Origin of the sequence: Janthinobacterium sp. 64, from assembly GCF_002813325.1 — a bacterium.
Lineage (GTDB): Bacteria > Pseudomonadota > Gammaproteobacteria > Burkholderiales > Burkholderiaceae_D > Janthinobacterium.
In genome coordinates, this window is record NZ_PHUG01000001.1 from 885,040 (window position 1) to 905,260 (window position 20,221).

Genomic DNA, 20,221 nt, shown 5'->3' on the forward strand with positions numbered 1-20,221 from the left:
GGACCCACCATGCGCGAACTACTATTCCTCGCCCACCGCCTGCCGTATCCGCCCAACAAGGGCGACAAGATACGCTCGTGGCACATGCTGCAGTACCTGAGCCGGCATTTCCGCGTGCACCTGGGCTGTTTCATCGACGATGACGACGACTGGCAGCACGCGAAAACCGTGGCTGCCCTGTGTGCCAGCACGCGCTTCATTGAATTGCGGCGCGGCACGGCCCGCTGGCGCGCCTTGCAGGCGCTGCTGTCGCGGCAAGCCATGAGCGTGCAGTACTACCGCGATGCGCGCCTGCTGCAATGGGTCGACGGCTTGCTGTCGTGCGGCAAGGTGCGCCACGCGCTGGCCTTTTCCGGGCCCATGGCGCAATACATCGACGGCAGCGCGGGCCGCGCCCTGCACCGCGTGATCGATTTCGTCGACGTCGATTCCGACAAATGGCGCCAGTACGGCGACAGCAAGCCGTGGCCACTGTCGCTGCTGTACCGGCGCGAAGCGCAGCTGCTGCTGCAGTACGAGCGCCATATCGCCCAGCAGTTCACGGCCGCCAGCTTCGTCTCGCCCGCCGAAGCGGCCCTGTTCCGCCAGTGCGCCCCGATGGCGCGGCGCAAGACGGGATTTTTCAACAACGGCGTCGACACGGACTATTTCGCGCCGATGCCGGCGCAGAGCGCCTTCTATCCGCCCGGCGTGCAGGTGCTGGTGTTTACCGGCGCCATGGATTACTGGCCCAACATCGACGCCGTGCAATGGTTCGTGCGCCACGTCTGGCCCGCGCTGCGGCGCCAGTTTCCCCAGCTGCAGTTCTATATCGTCGGCAGCGCCCCCGTGCCCGCCGTGACGGCGCTGGCCAAGATACCTGGCGTGGTGGTGACGGGCAAGGTGCCCGACATCCGGCCCTACCTGGCCGGCGCGGCGCTGGCCGTGGCGCCCCTGCGCATCGCCCGCGGCGTACAAAACAAGGTGCTCGAAGCGATGGCGATGAGCAAGATCGTGCTGGCCACGCCGCAGGCGCTCGAAGGCATCGCCGCCCAGCCGGGCCTGGAACTGCTGCTGGCGCGCGATGACGCCGAATTCATCCACCATGCGGCGCGCGTGCTGCGCAACGCCCGGGGCGGCGGGGCCGAAGGCAGCGGTGCGGCCATCGGCGCGGCGGCGCGCCAGCTGGTTTTACAGGATTACAACTGGGAACGCAATCTGCGCGGCCTGGGCGCCATGCTGGGCCTGCCTGCCGGGACCGAAGCCGAGGCCGCTGCCAGCGGTCTCGCCGCGCCTTTGCTGCCCGTGCGGGAACCATCCACATGAGTGTTCAGCTCGACCAGGTGGCCCGCTTGCCGGATGCGGCCGTCTTGCCGCATGCGCAGGGCCAGCAGCAAGCCATGCTGCTCCTGCTGCTGGCCCTGGCCGCCATCGTGCTGCTGTACCACGCCACCTTCTGGTCGATGCTGGAACTGTGGTCGCGCTCGCAAACCTTTGCGCACGGTTTCCTGATCGTGCCCATCAGCTGCTGGCTGGCCTGGCGCCAGCGCGCCCGCCTGGCCGCGCTGGCGCCTCAGCCGTCGCGGCCAGGCTTGCTGCTGCTCGGTGCGCTGGGCCTGGCCTGGCTGCTGGCCGACGCCGCCAATGTGCCCGTGGTGGAACAATATGCGGCCACGGCCATGCTGCCGGCCTGCGTGCTGGCCATCCTCGGCTGGCCGGCCGTGCGCCTGCTGGGCTTTCCCCTCGCGTATCTGTTCCTGGCCGTGCCGTTTGGCGAAGTCTTCCTCGATCCCCTGATCGACTTCACGGCTGCCTTCACGGTCACCGCGCTGCAATGGACGGGCGTACCTGTGTTTCGCGATGGCAACAATTTTTCGCTGCCTACCGGTAACTGGTCGGTGGTGGAAGCGTGCAGCGGCTTGCGCTACCTGATCGCCGCGCTGGCCCTGGGCGCCCTGTACGCCCATGTGCATTGCCACAGCACGGGGCGGCGCCTGGCCGTCATGGCCGCCGCCCTGCTGGTGCCCATCCTCGCCAATGGCGTGCGCGCCTACCTGATCGTGATGCTGGGTCACCTGAGCAACATGCGCCTGGCCGTGGGCGTCGACCATCTGATCTATGGCTGGCTGTTCTTCGGCCTGGTGATGCTGCTGCTGTTCTGGCTGGCCGCGCGCTGGCGCGAAGTGCCGCTGGCGCGCGCCGTGCCATCGGCCGCCCGGCCCGGCGCCAGCCTGCAGGCCGTCGTGCGCGCCAGCCTCGCTTGCCTGCTGCTGGCGGCGCTGTGGCCGGCGCTGGCCCTGGGCAGCCAGCGCGACGATGGCGCAGCGGCGCCCGCTTCCCCCGCTGTGCTGGCCTTGCCCGATCCGCCCGCCTGGCAGCGCCTGCACGATGCGGCACCGGCCTGGCAAGCGCCGTATGCGGGCTCGCCCGCGCGGTTTGCCGCCACGTATGCACCCCAGACGGGCAGCGGCGCGCCCGTGGGACTGCAGCTGCACTGGTATGCGCGCCAGGCGCGCGATGCCGAACTGCTGACGCATCAATCGTTGCCTTACGGCCCGCGCTGGATGGCGCTGGCCCAGCGCGTGCAAGACATCCCCCTGGCCGGCGGCGCCCTGGCCGTGCGCGAAAGCGTGCTGGGGCATGGTGGCGAACGCCTGCTGGTGTGGCGCATCTACCGCCAGGGCGGCATCGTCACGGCCCGGCCCGTGCTGGTCAAGCTGCTGCTGGCGCAAGCCAAGCTGCTGGGCAGGCGCCAGGATGGCGCCGACATCCTCGTCTTTGCCGCCTACGATGAGCTGGCGCCGCCGCCGCGCGCGCGCCTGCAAGCATTCCTGCAGGCGGCGCTGCCCGTCATCGAACAACGCCTGCAGGAGCTGCCGCATGGCCCTTGACACCGATGCTGACCGCATACGCGAGGCCAACAGCGTCCCGCTGATCGTGCACGTGATCCACCAGCTCGACGTGGGCGGGCTGGAAAACGGCCTGGTGAACCTGATCAACCATCTGCCGCCGGAGCGCTACCGGCACGCCATCGTCTGCCTGAAGAACGCCACCGCGTTTCGCCAGCGCCTGACCACGCCCGGTGTCGATGTCATCAGCCTGGACAAGCGCGAGGGCAAGGACTGGCGCCACTACCTGCGCCTGTACCGCGTACTGAAACAGCTGCGCCCGGCACTGGTGCACACGCGCAACCTGGGCTGCCTCGAAGCGCAACTGCTGGCCTGCCTGGCCGGCGTGCGCCTGCGCGTGCATGGCGAACACGGGCGCGACATGAGCGACTTGCACGGCACCCGCCGCAAATACCGGCTGCTGCGCAAATGCATGCTGCCGCTGGTGCAGCACTTCATCGCCGTCAGCGCCGACCTGGGGCAATGGCTGGTGGACAGCATCGGCGCGGCGCCCGCCCAGGTATCGCACATCGGCAATGGCGTCGACAGCGTGCAGTTTCACCCGCGCCTGGGGCCGCCGGCCGCCGTCGGGCCGCCCGGCTTCCTGTGCAACGGCGCCTTCGTCATCGGCAGCGTGGGCCGCATGGCCGCCGTCAAGGACCATGCCTCGCTGGTGCAGGCGTTTTTGCTGTTGCTGGCGCAGCCGGGTGCCCGCGCGCGCCTGCGCCTGATCATCGTCGGCGACGGGCCGTGCCGCCAGGCTTGCCTGGAGCTGCTGCAGCAAGCGGGCGTGGCCCATCTGGCCTGGCTGCCCGGCGCGCGCGACGACGTGGCGCAGCTGCTGCGCGCGATGGACCTGTTCGTGCTGCCGTCCTTGGCCGAAGGCAGCTCGAACACCATCCTCGAAGCGATGGCGACGGGGCTGCCCATCGTCGCCACGCAGGTGGGCGGCAATGCGGAACTGGTGCAGTCGGGCTGGAGCGGCACCCTGGTGCCGCCCGGTTCTGCCGAAATGCTGGCCGACGCCATGCTCGACTACTACAGCATGCCCGAACTGGGCCCGCGCCACGGCGCGCGCGGGCGGCGCCAGGTGCTGGCCGAGCACAGCCTGCCCGCCATGGCCGGCGCCTACCTGGCCGTGTACGACCGCCTGACGGGCGCGCGCCAGCCCTCTCCCCTGTCCACTTATCCCTGAAAGGCCTCCCATGTGCGGCATCAGCGGCATCTTTGATTTGCAGGGCCAGCGCGACATCGACGTGCTGCTGCTGGCGCGCATGAACCACAGCCTGCACCACCGGGGGCCGGACGAAGGGGGCTTGCACCGCGAGCCGGGCCTCGGCCTGGCGCACCGGCGATTGTCCGTGATCGACCTGGCCAGCGGCCAGCAGCCGCTGTTCAACGCCGACCGCAGCATCGCCATCGTCTTCAATGGCGAAATCTACAATTACCGCAGCCTGATGGCCGAACTGCGCCAGTTCGGCCATCGCTTCCGCACCAGCAGCGACACGGAAGTCATCGTCCACGCCTGGGAACAGTGGGGAGAACAATGCGTGCAGCGCCTGCGCGGCATGTTCGCCTTCGCCCTGTGGGACCGCCGGCGCCACCTGCTGTTCCTGGCCCGCGACCGCCTGGGCGTCAAACCCCTGTATTACGGCGAGGCGCAGGATGGCACCGTGCTGTTCGGCTCCGAACTCAAAGCCCTGCTTGCGCATCCGGCCATGCCGCGCGTGCTCGATCCGCTGGCCGTGGAAGAGTATTTCGCCTACGGCTACGTGCCCGAGCCGCGCAGCATCTTCCAGCACGCGCGCAAGCTGCCGCCCGGGCATACCCTGTCGATACGTGCGGGCCAGCCGCTGCCCGCGCCGCAAGCGTACTGGGACATCCCCTTTACGCCCAATCCCCCCGCCAGCGAAGCGCAGGCGGCCGACGAACTGCTGGCGCGCCTGCGCGAAGCGGTGCGCATCCGCATGGTGGCCGAAGTGCCGCTCGGCGCCTTTCTGTCCGGCGGCGTCGATTCGAGCGCCGTCGTGGCGCTGATGGCCGGGGCCAGTACCACGCCAGTCAATACCTGCTCCATCTCGTTCGGCGACCCGGCGTACAACGAAACGCGCTACGCCGACCTCGTGGCGCGCCGCTACGCCACGGCGCACCACGCGCGCCAGGTCGGGCAAGACGACTTCGAACTGATCGACCTGCTGGCCAATTTGTACGACGAGCCGTTCGCCGACAGTTCCGCCATGCCCACCTACCGCGTGTGCCAGCTGGCGCGCCAGCGGGTCACGGTGGCCCTGTCGGGCGACGGCGGCGATGAAAGCCTGGCCGGCTACCGGCGCTACCGCCTGCACACGCGCGAAGAAAAAGTACGCAAGGCGATGGACCCCTTGCTGCCGGCCGGCTTGCGCCAGTCGCTGTTCGGCACTCTGGGGCGGCTGTATCCGAAGGCCGACTGGGCGCCGCGCTTCCTGCGCGCCAAGACCACCTTCGAAGGCCTGGCGCGCGACACGACGGATGCGTATTTTCACGGCGTCAGCCTGCTGGGCGACGCCATGCGCGCACGTTTGTTCAGCCCCGAACTGCGGCGCAGCCTGCACGGCTACCGCGCCGTCGAAGTGCTGCGCCGCCACGCGCTGGCCAGCCCCGCGCAAGATCCGCTGTCGCAGGTGCAGTATCTGGACCTGAAAACCTATCTGCCTGGCGACATCCTCACGAAAGTCGACCGGGCCAGCATGGCGCATGCGCTGGAAGTGCGCTCGCCCCTGCTCGACCATGAGCTGGTGGCGTGGATGTCCGGCCTGCCGCCGCACTTCAAGCTGCGGCGCGGCGAAGGCAAGTATTTGCTGAAAAAAGCCCTGCGCCCGCTGCTGCCCGACACCCTGCTGTACCGCCAGAAGATGGGCTTTTCGGTGCCGCTGGCCGACTGGCTGCGCGGCCCGCTGCGCCAGCGCCTGCAACAGCGCCTGCTCGGCCCCACCCTGGCGCAATGCGGCCTGTTCGACATGGACTACGTGCGCCTGCTGCTCGACCAGCATGCCAGCGGGCGGCGCGACTACAGCGCGCCCCTGTGGGCGCTGCTGATGTTCGAGGCCTTTTTGCGGCAGGTGCTGCCCGTCGATGGCCGCCTGGCGCCGGCGCCCGCGCCAGCCATGGCCATGGAGTAGATCCATGCGCATCCTGCACATCCTCGACCACTCGCTGCCCCTGCACAGCGGCTACACGTTTCGCACGCTGGCCATCCTGCGCCAGCAGCGGATGCTGGGCTGGCACACGACGCAACTCACCAGTGCCAAGCAGGGGCCGTCCGACAGCGCGCAGCAGCTGGTCGACGGCTGGCATTTCTACCGCACGGCGCCGAATGCACGCTGGTGGGCGCGCCTGCCCGTGCTGCGGCAAGTGGCCGTCATCATCGGCCTGGCCGTACGCCTGCGCCAGCTGGCGCAACGTCTCAAGCCCGACATCCTGCATGCGCATTCGCCCGCCCTGAATGCCATCGCCGCCCTCAATGCGGGCCGCGCGCTGGGCATCCCCGTCGTCTATGAAGTGCGCGCCTTCTGGGAAGACGCGGCCGCCGACCATGGCAGCAGCCGGCCCGGCGGCTTGCGCTACCGGCTCACGCAGGCGCTGGAAACCTATGCGCTGCGCCGCGCCGACGCCGTCACCACCATCTGCGACGGTTTGCGCCGCGAGCTGTGCGCGCGCGGCGTGCCCGCGCATAAAATCACGGTGATCCCGAACGCCGTCGATGCGGGCGCCTTTTGCGTCACGGCGCCCGGCGACCTGTGGCTGGCGCATAAACTGGGCCTGCATGGTCACCTGGTTATCGGCTTCATCGGCTCGTTCTATGCCTACGAGGGACTGGCCCTGCTGCTGCGCGCCATGCCGCGCCTGCTGGCGGCGCAGCCGGCATTGCGGCTGCTGCTGGCCGGCGGCGGGCCGCAGGACGCGGCGCTGCGCGCGCTGGCGGCGCAACTGGGCCTGGAACACGCCGTGGTCTTCGCGGGCAGGGTGCCGCATGCGCAGGTGGCCGCGTATTATCAGCTGGTCGACATCTGCGTGTATCCGCGCCTGCCCATGCGCCTGACGGAGCTGGTGACGCCCTTGAAACCGCTGGAGGCGATGGCGCAGGGCCGCCTCGTGGTGGCGTCCGACGTGGGCGGCCACCGCGAACTGGTCGAACATGGCAAGACGGGCATGCTGTTTCGCGCCGGTGACGCCGAGGCGCTGGCACAGGCGGTATTGAACCTGCTGCTGGCGCCCGACAGCTGGCCGGCGCTGCGGCGCCAGGCGCGCGCGTTTGTCGAGACGGAGCGCAACTGGGGCGCCAGCGTGGGCCGCTATGCGCCCGTGTATGCGCGCGTGGCCGCGGCGCGCAGGCCGGCGGGAGGCGCGCCATGATCTTCACGGGCTTGCGCATCGCGCTGGTCGGCCCGCTGCCGCCGCCGGCCGGCGGCATGGCGAACCAGACGGCGCAACTGGCGCGCAAGCTGCGCGAGGACGGCGCGCAAGTGCAGCTGCTGGCCGTCAACGGCCCCGTGCTGCCGCCCTGGCTGGCGCGCATCCGCTACCTGCGCGCGGCGCTGCGGCTGCCCGTGCACTTGTGGCGCCTGTGGCGCACGGCCAATACGGTGGACCTGTTCCACATCATGGCCAATTCCGGCTGGTCCTGGCATCTGTACGCGGCGCCGGCATTGTGGATCGCCAGCCTGAAAGGCAAGCCGGCCCTGCTCAACTACCGGGGCGGCGAAGCGGCCGCTTTTTTTGCCCGGTCGCCGCGCCTGGTGGCATTGAGCCTGCGCCACGCCAGCGCCATCGTCGTGCCCTCGGCCTACCTGGCCGGCATTTTTGAACAATATGGCCATACGGCCCACATCGTGCCGAACGTGGTGGACTTGCAGCGTTTTACACGGGCTGCGCCGCGTGCGACTGGCGATGCTGGCCCGTGCATCCTCGTGGCGCGCCACCTGGAACCGCTGTACGACAATGCCAGCGCCGTGCGCGCCTTTGCCATCGTGCGCGAGGCTTTTCCTGCGGCGCGCCTGGTGCTGGCCGGCGGCGGACCGCAGCGCGCGGCGCTGGCGCGCCTGGCCAGGTCGCTCGGCGTGACCGACGCCGTGCGCTTCGCCGGCCCCGTCGACAATGCCGCCATGCCGGCCCTGTACCAGGCCAGCGACATCGTCCTCAATCCCAGCCTGGCCGACAACATGCCCAATTCCGTGCTCGAAGCGCTGGCCTGCGGCGTGCCCGTCGTCAGCACCAACGTGGGCGGCATCCCGGCCCTGCTGCAGGACGGCGTGACGGCGCTGCTGGTGCCGCCCGGCGATCCGGCCGCCATGGCGCAGGCCATCCTGGCCCTGCTGCGCGACCCGACCCGCGCGCAAACGCTGGCAGACGCGGGCCTGGCGCACGCCGCCACCTTCGGCTGGCCCGACGTCGCGCCCAGGCTGGCCGCCCACTACCTCCGCATCCGCGCCGCGCCGCGCCCCGGCGCCTACACGCGCTGCGTGGCCCGCTGGCTGTTTCCCCTGCATGAATGGCTCAAGGGCCACCACAGCGCGCGCCTGCTGCGCCGGATGGAACGCTCGCAGTGGTGGAGCGCGCAGCAGCTGCAGGAATGGCAGCTGGCGCGCCTGCGCGCACTGCTGCGCCACGCGGGCGATCACGTGCCCTACTACCGCGCGCTGTTTTCCCGCAGCGGTTTCGACCCCGAGCAAGTCAGGCAACTGGCCGATTTATCGCGCCTGCCGCTGCTGAGGAAGCGCGACATCGCTAGCGCGCGCGACAGCTTCAAGTCGGCCCGCGCCGTGGGCCTGCGCCCGTTCGCCACGGGCGGCTCCAGCGGCGAGCCGCTGCAGTTTTTCCTGGGGCGGCGCAGGGTCAGCCACGACATCGCCGCCAAGTGGCGCGCCACGCGCTGGTGGGGCGTCGATATCGGCGACCGCGAAGCCGTCTTGTGGGGTTCGCCCATCGAGCTGCAGGCGCAAGACCGCCTGCGCCGCCTGCGCGATGCGCTGCTGCGCACCACCCTGCTGCCCGCGTTTGCCATGTCGCCCGCGCGCCTCGATGGCTACGTGCAGCTACTGCGCCGCTGGCGCCCGCGCATGCTGTTCGGCTACCCGTCGGCCCTGTGCCGCATCGCCAGCCACGCCGGCGCGCGCGACTTGCCGCTCGACGGCCTGGGCGTGAAAGTGGCGTTCGTCACGGCCGAGCGCCTGTACGACGAGCAGCGCGCGCAGATCGCCGCCGCCTTCGGCTGCCCCGTGGCCAACGGCTACGGCGGGCGCGACGCGGGTTTCATCGCCCACGAATGCCCGAACGGCGGCATGCACATCACGGCCGAAGACATCATCGTGGAAATTGTCGATGGCCAGGGCCAGCCGCTGCCCTTTGGTGCCACGGGCGAGATCGTCGTCACCCATCTGGCCACGCAGGACTACCCCTTCATTCGCTACGCCACGGGCGACGTGGGCGCGCTGGGCACGCAGCCTTGCGCCTGCGGACGCGGTTTGCCCCTGCTGCACAAGATCGAAGGGCGCAGCACGGATTTCCTCACGGCCGTCGACGGCACCGTCATGCACGGCCTGGCCCTCGTCTACATCGTGCGCGAACTGCCGCAGGTGCGCAGTTTTAAGATCATCCAGGAAAGCCTGCTGCGCACGCGCGTGCTGCTCGTCTGCGTGGCGCGCCTCGATGACGCCACGCGCAGCGCCATCGTGACCGGTTTTCAGGCACGGCTGGGTGCGCAGGTGGACATCGCCATCGAAGAAGTCGACGAGATCGCGGCGGAAGCGTCGGGCAAGTACCGCTATGTGGTGAGCGAGGTGGCGTAGGCGCACGCCACGGATCGTGGATAGCAAGCCGGTCTGGCTGGAGATTCTCGCACGCACGTCGCTGCTCTGGAAGTTTTAGGCACCGTGCGCTCACACATTGATGTAGATCAATCAATTTTCGTATCGCATGCAGCAGAATATGATCATTCGCAAGTGTCGGTTGACCAGACTATGGCATAGCGCTGGCGCCCTGCACTACGCATGACCAACCTCATAAGGAATAACATGATCCCCACTACCATGCAAGCCGCCGTCGTCGAACAACTGGGCCAGCCCCTGGTGCTGCGCGAGGTACCCGTGCCGGTGCCCGGTCCCGGCCAGATCCTCGTCAAGACGGAAGCTTGCGGCGTGTGCCACACGGACTTGCATGCGGCGAGCGGCGACTGGCCCGTCAAGCCTGCACCGCCGTTCATTCCCGGCCACGAAGGCATCGGGCTGGTGGTGGCCATGGGCACGGGCGTGACCGAAGTACAGCTGGGCGACCGGGTCGGCGTGCCCTGGCTCTACTCGGCTTGCGGCCATTGCGAACATTGCCTGGCAGCCTGGGAAACCGTATGCGCCGAGGCGCAGTTCGGCGGCTACACCAAGAATGGCGGCTTTGCCGAATACATCCTGGCCGACCCGCGCTACGTCGCGCATATCCCGGCCGGTCTTTCCGCCGTGCAGGCTGCACCCATCATCTGCGCCGGCGTGACCAGCTACAAGGGCATCAAGGAAACGGGCGCGCGGCCGGGCCAGTGGCTGGCCGTGTCCGGCATCGGCGGCCTGGGCCACCTGGCCATCGAATATGCGGTGGCCATGGGCTTGCGCGTGGCGGCCGTCGACATCGATGAAGGCAAGCTGGAGCATGCGCGCGCCCTCGGTGCCGAAGTGACCATCAATGCGCGCCAGGGCGACCCCGTGGCGGCCCTGCGCGAAGCGACCGGGGGCGGCGCGCACGGCGTGCTGATCACGGCGCCGTCGATCGATGCTTTCCAACAAGGCGTGGCGATGACGCGCAAGCGCGGCACCTGCGTGCTGGTCGGCTTGCCGCCGGGCGACTTCCCGACGCCGCTGTTCGACGTCGTTGCCAATTGCGTCACGATACGCGGCTCTTTCGTGGGCACGCGCCAGGACATGGCCGAGGCGCTCGCCTTTGCCGCCACCGGCAAGGTCAAGGCCGGGATCGAATTGCAGCCGCTGTCGGCCATCAATGAGATCTTCCACCGCCTGGAGCATGGCAAGGTGGCCTCGCGCGTGGTACTCGATTTCAGCGGCAATTGAGTTACGCCTGAGCAGCGCGCCAACTGCGCCGGTGTGTCGTGCGACGGCAATGATATTTTTATTGCCATAATTGCATATTCTAAAAAGGACACACCGATGAAAATTTCTCTTGCTTGCTGGCTGGCCTGCGCCGCCCTCGTCTGCTCCGCTCCCGCCAGCGCGGCCGAACCGGCTGCGTCCGCCTTGCCCGGGCACTATTACCTGCAAGGCGTCATGGAAACGGGCTCCGAACTGCTGCTGAAAAAGGATGGCACGTTCGAATGGATGCTCAGTTATGGCAATACCGACGAGCAAGCCAGCGGCGAGTGGCGCGTTGCCGGCGACACGGTGACCCTGGTGGCGGGCAACGGCGGCAAGGAACCGCAGTTCCGCGCGTTCGAGGAAGCGGAAATGCGCATCCAGAAACCTGCCGAAGCGGGACTGTGGGTGGCCATCGTCGGTTTCCCCCAAGTGGGGCCGATGCCCGGCGTGGAAGTCAAATTCGAAGCGCACAGCGGCAAGACGGCCACGGCCGTCAGCGTGGCGAACGGCGACGCGATCGTGCGCATGCCGGCGTCGGAGCGCTGGGTGCGCGCCGGCTTGCGCCGCCAGGACTCGAAAGCCGACTATCAGTGGCTGGCCGTGCCGCCCGAGCGCGCACAGCAACGTCTCGCCGCCTTCGCCGTCACCGACGCCAGGTGGCTCAGGGGGCAGGCATTCCAGAAGCTGGCCTTGCGCGTCGTCAAGGGCGGCCTGCAAGTCGACGCTGCGGACAGCAGCCTGGCCAGGGGTTTGTACGCCAAACCGGCATCGAATCAGTAGCCTTCAATCTATCTCATTCCCTTCCACAAACACGCCGCCCTGGTCGATATGCCTGACCAGGGCGGCGCCGTTTGCGCCCACGCGCAGCCGTGCGCCGTTGACACCCCGCACGGTCTGTCCTATAGTCGCCGGGTTAACAAGAAATGAGAATGAGAATCATGTTCATTAAAATACGAAAATGGCTCGTTTGCTACCCGCTCGTGGCAGCAACCCTCAGCCTCAGCATGCTGCTGGCCGGTGGCGCGCACGCGCAAGCGACCGATCCTGGCGCCGGCGCCAAGCAATTGTGGCAATTGATTGATTATGTGGCCGTCGATTACAGCGGCGCCGTCGAGCACGGCAAGGTGGTCAGCGAAGCGGAATACGCCGAAATGCTCGACTTTACGGACAACGCGACGACACAGATCGCCGCCCTGCCCGCCCACGCCTCGCAAGCGGCCATCGCCGCCGCCATCGCCGACCTGCGCCAAGCCGTCGTGGCCAAGGCGGACGGCGTGGAAGTCAAGCGCCTGGCGCACCATGCGAACGGCTTGCTGATCGCCGCCTACCCGATACCCGTGGCGCCGAAAGTGCTGCCGAACCTGATGCGCGGCGCGGCCCTGTATGCGGCCCAGTGCGCTTCATGCCACGGCGTGGCCGGCGGCGGCGATGGTCCGCTGGCGGCCAGCCTGGAACCAAAACCGATCGCCTTTACGGATGGCGAGCGGGCGCAGTCGCGCAGCCTGATGGCGCTGTACCAGGTCATTTCGCAAGGCGTGGCGGGCACGTCGATGGCCAGTTTCGGCCAGCTGTCCGAGAACGAGCGCTGGGACTTGGCCTTCTTTGTGGGCGGCATGTCGCACGACGCGGCGGCGCGCACGCACGGCGAAAAGCTGTGGCAGGACGATCCACGGGCCAAGAAACTGTACGCGGACCTGGCCGCCGTGACGACCGTGACGCAGGAAGCGGCGGCCGCCAAGCTGGGCGCGGACGAGGCCAAAGCGCTGACGGCGTACTTGCGCAGCCATGCCGACAAGGCCGAGGCGCACAAGCCCACGGGCCTGGCCCTGTCGCGCCTGCGCCTGGCCGAAAGCCTGGCCGCCGTGCACGCGGGCGACCGCGCGGGCGCCACGCGCCTGGGCCTGTCGGCCTACCTGGACGGTTTCGAGCCGATCGAGCCGATGGTCGGCGCGCGCAACAAGTCCTTGCTGCTGGCCGTGGAAAACGCCATGCTGGCCTACCGTTCCGCCGTGGCCAAGGGCACGGTGGCCGACGCCGACGCGGCCGGTGAAAAGCTGCAGCAACTGTTTACCCATGTGGAAGCGGAACTGGGCGACGCCAAGGCCGAGCCGATGACGACCTTTATCGGCGCCCTGACGATCTTGCTGCGCGAAGGCGTGGAAGCGCTGCTGATCGTGATCGGCATCATCGCCTTCCTGCGCAAGGCCAAGCGCAAGGACGTGCTGGCCTACGTGCATGCGGGCTGGGCCAGCGCGCTGGTGGCGGGCGGCCTGACGTGGGTAGCGGCAACGTACCTGGTGACCATCAGCGGCGCCAGCCGGGAAGTGAGCGAAGGACTCGGCTCCGTGTTCGCCGCCCTCGTCCTGCTCAGCGTGGGCTTGTGGATGCACCAGAAGAGCAGCGCCGGACGCTGGCAGGAATACCTGCACGAGAAACTCACGGCGGCCATGACGCGGCGCTCCGCCTGGGGCCTGTTCGCCCTGGCCTTCATCGCCGTCTACCGCGAAGTGTTTGAAACCGTGCTGTTCTATTCCGCCCTGGCGGCGGACGGCAATGGCGGCGCCCTGCTGGGCGGCTTCCTGGTGGCCATCGTGCTGCTGGTCGTGATCGCCTGGGCCTTGCTGCGCACGAGCGCCCGCATGCCGATTGGCAAGTTCTTCTCGTGGACGTCCGCTTTCGTGGCCGTGCTGGCCGTGATCTTGATGGGCAAAGGCGTGGCCGCGCTGCAGGAAGCGGGCTGGGTAGGCGTCACTCCCGTCGACTTCATGCGCATCGACCTGCTGGGCATCCTGCCAACCCTGGAAACCCTGCTGGCGCAGGCAGCGATCGTGGCCATCATCGTCATCGGCTACGGCTGGAACCGCGTTTCCGCAGGCAAGCACAAGCCGGCCTGATCCTGCAGTCGCGGCACGGCAGCGTCCAGCGGGCGCTGCCTACGCCTGGTGAATCGGCGCGAACGACTCGGCAAACGGATCGGGCTGGTAACCGGCGGCACTGAACAGGTGGCCACAGGATTCGTCGATCACGGCGCGCAGTTGTGCCTGATCGACGCCCAGCACGACGCCACCCCGTTTGCGCACGCGCCCGCCAATGATGACGGTATCGATATTGCTGCGCTCAGCCGCATGCACGACGGTACCGATGGCGTTATTGACTGGGTAAAGGTTGATGTCGCCGGTGCGTATCAGCACCAGATCGGCCTGCTTTCCTGGCCTCAAACTCCCGATGCGCTGTTCCAGCCCCGCCACTGCGGCGCCGTCGATCGTGGCGGCTTCCAGCAAGCGGAAGGCATCGGTGGGCGCGGCCGCATGGCGATGCCCCTGGCAATTTCCCATTACCCGCTGCAGGTAGAACGCCACGCGCATTTCCATGAACATGTCGCCGCTATACGAAGTCTCGTTGTCGACACTGAGGCCGGGGCGTATGCCGTGCCGGTGCGCCGCTTGCCAGGCGTTCATGCCATCTTCGATGCCGTAGTGGGCATCCGAACGCGGGCATACGTTGACGCGCACGCCCGCCTCGCGCAAGATGCCCCAGCCCGATTCCGGCAGACAAGTGCAGTGATTGAAGATATTGTCGCTGCCGAGCAGCCCCTGCCGGTGCAAGCTTTCCAGTTCGGCCGCCATGCCGCCGCCAAAAAACTCGGTCACGATGGGAATGCCCAGTGCCCGCGCGACGGCCCACTGCGCCGGGTCCAGCTGCGCCATCATGGCCAGCGTCACCAGGCTGTCGGGATTCGTAAAATACCTGGCCTGCAAGCGCGCCAGGTTGCCCGGCCAATGCGCCTTGTCCCAGTCACCCGAGACGGGCGCCCCCGAGGCGTGCACGGCGCGGATGCCCGCATCGCGCAGCGCTTCGACCGCCGCGTCGGAATGCGCCGCCGTGCGGCTGTTGTGGGAATTGTCGATCACGGTCGTGATGCCGGCATCGATGCAGCCCAGGGCCGTGAGCAAATTGCCCACGTAAATGTCGCGCGGCCGGTAGTATTTGGCAAACGAGAAATGCGTGGCGTTGCAATAGTCCTCGAGCGTTGCCGCATTCGGGTTGATGCGGCGCAGTTGGCCTTCCCAGGAGTGGCGGTGGGTATCGACCATGCCCGGAATGGCGATCATCTGCGCGGCATCGATTACTTCGGCGCCGTCGGCTTGCAGGTTCTGGCCGATGGCGGCGATGACGCCGTCGGCAATCAGGATATCGCCCCTGGGTACATTGCCGACCTTGCCATCCATGCTGATGATGGTGGCGTCTTTGATCAGCATCTTGTGCGGGGCCGGGGCCAGCGGAGCCAGCAATGGAGAGGCTTGTTCAAACATGCTTGATTCCTGCGGTGGTTAACGGATTGCACGCAGTCTAGGGCAGGCAAGCACGGGGAAAAAGTGGCGCCCCGCGTTTTCAGCATGCGGAAAATCCGAACAATGTTGGGTTATAGTGCCGTTTCCCCTACTGCAACGAAGACAAGACATGGACCGCGTACAAGCAATGCAGGTATTTCTCCGCGTGGTCGAGAGCAAGAGTTTCGTGCGCGCGGCAGAAACCCTGGGCTTGCCCGCGTCATCGGTCACGGGCATCATCAAGCGGCTGGAAAAGCACTTGCAGACGCGCCTGCTCAACCGTTCCACCAGAAACCTCAGCCTGACACCGGAAGGCGAGCGCTACTTTCACCGTTGCCGCGAGATCCTCGACCTGATCGCCGACACCGAAGCGGGCCTGCAAGGCTCCAGCGAGCGCCCGCAGGGACGCTTGCGCGTCGATATGCCTGGCGGCATCGCCCATGCCGTGATCCTGCCCCAGCTGGCGCAATTCCAGCGGCGCTACCCGGACATCTACCTGATGATCAGGGTCAATGACCGCCAGGTGGACTTGATACAGGAAGGCGTCGATTGCGTCATCCGCACCGGCAGCCTGGAAGACTCGACGCTGGTCGCGCGCCGCCTGGGCGAGCTGCGCTGGATCACCTGTGCGGCGCCGTCCTACCTGGCCGAACACGGCGTTCCCGCAAGCCTCGCTGATTTGCCGGGACACCGTGCCGTCCACTACTTTTCCAGCACGCCGCGGCGCGGCAGCGAGCTGCATTTCATCGACGCGGGCGTCAACGTCGCCGTGCCCCTCCCCGGCACGGTCGCCGTCAACGAGACGGGGCTGTACATCGAGCTGGGCCTGGCCGGCCACGGCTTGATGCAGCTGGCCGAGATCCTCATAAGCGGCCAGCTGCAGGCCGGGGAACTGGTCGAGGTGCTGGCCGACAAGCGGCCGGCGCCCGTGCCCGTATCGCTGCTCTACCCGCATCAGCGCTTTCTCTCGCCGGCGATGCGGGCGTTCACCGACTGGACGGCCGGGCTGTTCTGAGTTGCCCCGCGCATCACGCGTGCACGCTGCTGAAAATTGAGATATGATGACCGTCATGCAGAACTCATCCAAAAAAGCGTCGGCGCAAAGCCGCAAGGAAGCCACCCACGAACGCATCGTCGAGGTGGCCACGCGCGCCATCCGCCGCAGCGGTTATGCGGGCACGGGCGTGGCCGACATCATGAAGGAAGCGGGCCTGACGCACGGCGGCTTTTACGCCCACTTCGCTTCGCGCGACGCGCTGCTGGCCGAAGCGGGCGACCGCGCGGGCGCCGAAGCGGTGGCGCTGGCGGCCAGGGTGGCCGCCGCCGCCCCGCCTGGCCAGGCGCTGCAGGCCATGCTGGCCGCGTATCTGTCGCCCGAACACATCGCCGCCATCGAGGTAGGCTGTCCCGTCTCGGCGCTGGGTTCGGAAATGCCGCGCCAGGCGCCCGAGGTGCGGCGCGCCGCCACCATCCACATCAAGGAAATGATCGACCTGTTCGCGCGCCAGATGCCGAACTGGGGCCAGCCCGAAGCGCACGCGCAAGCCATGGCGACGGTGTGCGCCATGATCGGCACCACCATCCTGGCGCGCGCCGTGGACGAACCGGCCCTGTCGGACGCGCTGTGCGCGGCCACGCTGGCGCAGTTTAAAGCATCAGACTAGCCGCAGCGCCCGGGGCCTTGAACCGTCCCGGGTTTTTTTTGAAGCAACAATATGACGATCATCATATTTCATACTATCAACCACTGAAGGACTGCCATGAAGAACAACAAGATTGCCCTGGTCACCGGCGCCTCGTCCGGCATCGGCGCGGCCACGGCCCGGCGCCTGGCGCAAGCGGGCTACACGGTGTACGGCACCAGCCGCCGCGGCGCGCAGCTCCCAGGCCAGCAATACGCCATGCTGGCGCTCGACGTCACCAGCGAGGAGTCCGTCGCTGCCTTTGTAGCAGAGGTGATACAGCGCGAGGGCCGCATCGACCTGCTGGTGAATAACGCCGGTTTCGGCGTGGCCCCGGCCGGCGCCGAAGAAAGTTCCATCGCGCAGGCGCAAGCCATCTTCGACACGAATTTCTATGGCGTGCTGCGCATGACCCTGGCCGTGCTGCCGCACATGCGGGCCCAGGGTGGCGGACGCATCCTCAATATCGGTTCCGTCGTGGGCTTCTTGCCCATGCCTTACGGCGCGCTGTATTCCGCCACCAAGCACGCGATCGAGGGCTACACTGAATCGCTCGACCATGAAGTGCGCGGCTGGGGCATCCGCGCCAGCGTCATCGAGCCGGCCTATACGAAAACCACGTTCGAAGCCAACCTGCTGGCGCCCGATACGCCGCTGTCCGCCTACCGGCAAGTGAGCGCGGCCGTCACCAGGCGGCTGCAAGCGCTGATGGCCGGTGCCGATGACCCGGCCATCGTGGCCGACACGGTATTGGCGGCGGCGCAGGCAAGCCGGCCGAAATTGCGCTACACGGCCGGTCCGCTGGCGGCGCGCCTGCGCCTGATGCGCCGTTTCCTGCCCGCCGCGCTGCTGGACGCAGGCTTGCGCAAGGATCTGCGCCTGGCGTGAACGCGGGCATTTCATTCAACCTGACAAAGAGAACAGCATGCAAGCATTGCAATTGACAAAATACGGCAGCCCCGATCACGTGGCGTTTGCCGAACTGCCCCGCCCCACGCCCGGCCCCGGCGAACTGCTGGTGCGGGTGCACGCCGTGGGCCTGAACCCCATCGACAACCTGATTCCCAAGGGCGACTTCAAGCCTATCTTGAAAACGCGCTTGCCGGCCACCATGGGCAGCGACTTGGCCGGCGTGGTGGTGGAAGTCGGCAGCGGTGTCACGCGTTTTACAGTAGGCGACGCCGTGTATGCGAGCATTTTCGACACGCCATACGGCAGCCTGGCCGAATTTGCCGTCGTGCCGGAGCAGGCGGCCGCGCTGAAACCGGCCAACCTCGATTTCGTGCAGGCGGCGTCGATACCGATGGTGGGCTTGACGGCGTGGCAAGCCATGCAGGAACGCATGCAGCTGCAGCCGGGGCAGAAAGTGTTCATCCCGGCCGGTTCCGGCGGCATCGGCACGTTCGCCATCCAGTTGGCCAGGCACCTGGGCGCCCGCGTGGGCACCACCACCAGCACGGCGAACGTGGAACTGGTGCGCAGCCTGGGCGCCGACGAAGTCATCGACTACAAGCAACAGCCGTTCGAAGACGTGCTGCGCGACTACGACGCCGTGCTGGGCACGCTGCGCGGCGACGGCCTGGAAAAGGCCATGCGCATCGTCAAGACCGGCAGCCGCGTCGTCTCGCTGGTCGGTCCGCCGGACGCCGCCTTTGCCCGCGCGCGCGGCATGCACGTGGTGCTGAAACTGGTGTTCGCTTTGCTCAGCCGTAAGATCATCGGCCTGGCGCGGCGGCGCGGCGCCAGCTATGCCTTCCACTTCGTGCGTCCCGACGGCAGCCAGCTGGCGCAGATCGCCGCTTTGCTCGACGCGGGAAGCATCCGGCCCGTCATCGACCGGGTGTTTCCTTTTCTTGAGGCGAAACAGGCGCTGGCCTACCTGGCGCAGGGCCGCGCACGGGGCAAGGTGGTGGTGCGGATGCCCGTTCCCTGAGTCGCCTTTGGAACTGTGACTATGTGTGAGTTTTGCGTTGGCAATTTCCTCCATACTCATTGTCAACCCCGTACCTGTTGATACCGGTCAACCTCAATAAAGGTAGCTCATGCGCTTTTTTCCGCGCTTTTTTCCGGAATGCTGCTGGTTCGCTATCACCGTCGCGGCCGGCGTAGTGCATGCCGCCGAACCGGGCGTAAGCGATACGCAGATCCGGCTCGGCATGGTCAATGCCCAGACCGGGGCGGCCTCGGGGCTGGGAAAAGCCATGCTCGACGGCGCGACGGCCGTGTTCCAGGAAGCCAACCAGCGCGGCGGCATCCATGGCCGCAGCATCGAGCTGGTGGTCGCCGACGACGGCTACGATCCGGACCGCGCCATCAGCGAAACACTCAGGCTGGTCGAGGAAAAACAGGTATTTGCCCTGTTCGGCAACGTGGGCACGCCCACCACCAACGCCGTCATCCCGATCGTCCAGGAAATGCGGGTGCCGCTGGTGGGCGCGTTTACGGGCGCGATGACCTTGCGCCGCCCCGTGGTGCATGAAATCATCAACTTCCGCGCCAGTTATGACGATGAGTCCGATGCCCTGGTGCAGTATTTTGTCAGCCGCGGCGTCAAGCGCTTCGGTGTGCTGTACCAGGACGACGGTTTCGGCAATGCCGTGCTCGACGGCACCGTGGGCGCCCTGCAACGGCGCGGCATGGAACTCGTCGCCAAGGGTTCATTCCAGCGCGGCACCACGGCCGTCAAGGCGGGACTGGCGGCCCTGATCGGGCACGACTTGCAGGCGGTCATCATGGCCGGCCCCTACACCCCGGTGGCGGCATTCGTGCGCGAAGCACGCGAGGCCGGGCTGAAAGCGGCGCTGGCCACGGTGTCCTTTGTCGGCACGGACAGCCTGCTGCAACTGCTGGGCACGGACGGCAACAACATCCTGATCTCGCAGGTGGTGCCCCTGCCCGGGGAACGCACGCTGCCCATCGCCGCCGAATGCGCCGGCCTGCTGGCCAAACATGTGCCGGCGGCCAGGCTGTCGTTCGTCAGTTTCGAGGGCTGCATCTCGGCCACGCTGATGGTGGCGGCGCTGCGCCGCGCGGGCGCGGACCTCACGCGCGAGCGCCTGGTCCGGAGCTTCGAAACGTTCGACCGGCTCGATCTGGGCGGCTTGCGGGTGACGCTGCGGCCCGACAATCACCAGGCGTCGACGGCCGTTTTCCTGACCCGCATCGCCGACGGCAAGATCGTTGCGGCCGACCTGGCGCCTGGCGCGAAGTGATGCGCACCCTGCCCTGGAGCA

The 20,221-nt window shown here is 67.6% G+C and carries 15 protein-coding genes; 14 read left to right on the forward strand and 1 reads right to left on the reverse strand.

Annotated features, from left to right (window positions below):
- Positions 1 to 9: 9 nt before the first annotated feature.
- The 9 genes from CLU91_RS03820 to CLU91_RS03860 all read left to right on the forward strand — a co-directional run bounded on the left by CLU91_RS03820 (position 10) and on the right by CLU91_RS03860 (position 13,869).
- Complete coding sequence (locus CLU91_RS03820; protein WP_100873063.1) at positions 10 to 1,305, forward strand: TIGR03087 family PEP-CTERM/XrtA system glycosyltransferase; 1,296 nt, start codon at positions 10 to 12, stop codon at positions 1,303 to 1,305.
- A complete protein-coding gene (gene xrtA / locus CLU91_RS03825) occupies positions 1,302 to 2,870 on the forward strand; it encodes an exosortase A (RefSeq protein ID WP_100873064.1) in 1,569 nt (522 codons plus the stop codon). Before CLU91_RS03820 ends, xrtA begins: the two co-directional genes overlap by 4 nt.
- A complete protein-coding gene (locus CLU91_RS03830) occupies positions 2,860 to 4,062 on the forward strand; it encodes a TIGR03088 family PEP-CTERM/XrtA system glycosyltransferase (RefSeq protein WP_100873065.1) in 1,203 nt (400 codons plus the stop codon). The genes xrtA and CLU91_RS03830 overlap by 11 nt, the downstream gene beginning before the upstream one ends.
- A gap of 10 nt (positions 4,063 to 4,072) precedes the next feature.
- Complete coding sequence (locus CLU91_RS03835; protein ID WP_100873066.1) at positions 4,073 to 6,025, forward strand: XrtA/PEP-CTERM system amidotransferase; 1,953 nt, start codon at positions 4,073 to 4,075, stop codon at positions 6,023 to 6,025.
- A 4-nt stretch (positions 6,026 to 6,029) separates the two neighbouring features.
- Positions 6,030 to 7,259: a TIGR04063 family PEP-CTERM/XrtA system glycosyltransferase gene (locus tag CLU91_RS03840; RefSeq protein ID WP_100873067.1), complete on the forward strand. Its 1,230-nt coding sequence runs from the start codon at positions 6,030 to 6,032 to the stop codon at positions 7,257 to 7,259.
- The gene (locus CLU91_RS03845; protein ID WP_100873068.1) at positions 7,256 to 9,691 is read left to right on the forward strand and encodes a glycosyltransferase; all 2,436 of its coding nucleotides are present in this window, start codon (positions 7,256 to 7,258) and stop codon (positions 9,689 to 9,691) included. Before CLU91_RS03840 ends, CLU91_RS03845 begins: the two co-directional genes overlap by 4 nt.
- A 228-nt stretch (positions 9,692 to 9,919) precedes the next feature.
- Positions 9,920 to 10,954: a zinc-dependent alcohol dehydrogenase gene (locus CLU91_RS03850; RefSeq protein WP_198521432.1), complete on the forward strand. Its 1,035-nt coding sequence runs from the start codon at positions 9,920 to 9,922 to the stop codon at positions 10,952 to 10,954.
- Positions 10,955 to 11,050: 96 nt separating this feature from the next.
- Positions 11,051 to 11,755, forward strand: a complete 705-nt coding sequence (locus tag CLU91_RS03855; protein WP_100873070.1) for a hypothetical protein — start codon at positions 11,051 to 11,053, stop codon at positions 11,753 to 11,755.
- A 158-nt stretch (positions 11,756 to 11,913) separates the two neighbouring features.
- Positions 11,914 to 13,869 (forward strand): cytochrome c/FTR1 family iron permease, encoded by a 1,956-nt coding sequence (locus tag CLU91_RS03860; protein ID WP_100873071.1) that lies wholly within the window; start codon positions 11,914 to 11,916, stop codon positions 13,867 to 13,869.
- Positions 13,870 to 13,908: 39 nt separating this feature from the next.
- Here CLU91_RS03860 and CLU91_RS03865 read toward each other — a convergent pair whose 3' ends face one another.
- On the reverse strand, positions 13,909 to 15,288 hold the full coding sequence (locus tag CLU91_RS03865) for an amidohydrolase family protein (protein WP_100873072.1): 1,380 nt from the start codon (positions 15,286 to 15,288) through the stop codon (positions 13,909 to 13,911).
- A 148-nt stretch (positions 15,289 to 15,436) separates the two neighbouring features.
- On the opposite strand from CLU91_RS03865, the gene CLU91_RS03870 reads away from it, so the two are divergent.
- The 5 genes from CLU91_RS03870 to CLU91_RS03890 all read left to right on the forward strand — a co-directional run bounded on the left by CLU91_RS03870 (position 15,437) and on the right by CLU91_RS03890 (position 20,200).
- Positions 15,437 to 16,321 carry a LysR family transcriptional regulator gene (locus CLU91_RS03870; protein ID WP_100873073.1) on the forward strand — a complete coding sequence of 295 codons (885 nt, stop codon included), beginning with the start codon at positions 15,437 to 15,439 and terminating at the stop codon, positions 16,319 to 16,321.
- A 43-nt stretch (positions 16,322 to 16,364) separates the two neighbouring features.
- On the forward strand, positions 16,365 to 16,970 hold the full coding sequence (locus CLU91_RS03875; RefSeq protein WP_100873074.1) for a TetR/AcrR family transcriptional regulator: 606 nt from the start codon (positions 16,365 to 16,367) through the stop codon (positions 16,968 to 16,970).
- 96 nt (positions 16,971 to 17,066) lie between these two features.
- Complete coding sequence (locus tag CLU91_RS03880) at positions 17,067 to 17,876, forward strand: oxidoreductase (RefSeq protein WP_100873075.1); 810 nt, start codon at positions 17,067 to 17,069, stop codon at positions 17,874 to 17,876.
- Between the two features lie 37 nt (positions 17,877 to 17,913).
- A complete protein-coding gene (locus tag CLU91_RS03885; protein WP_100873076.1) occupies positions 17,914 to 18,921 on the forward strand; it encodes an NADP-dependent oxidoreductase in 1,008 nt (335 codons plus the stop codon).
- A gap of 109 nt (positions 18,922 to 19,030) precedes the next feature.
- Complete coding sequence (locus CLU91_RS03890) at positions 19,031 to 20,200, forward strand: ABC transporter substrate-binding protein (protein WP_100873077.1); 1,170 nt, start codon at positions 19,031 to 19,033, stop codon at positions 20,198 to 20,200.
- The last annotated feature ends 21 nt before the right edge of the window (positions 20,201 to 20,221 follow it).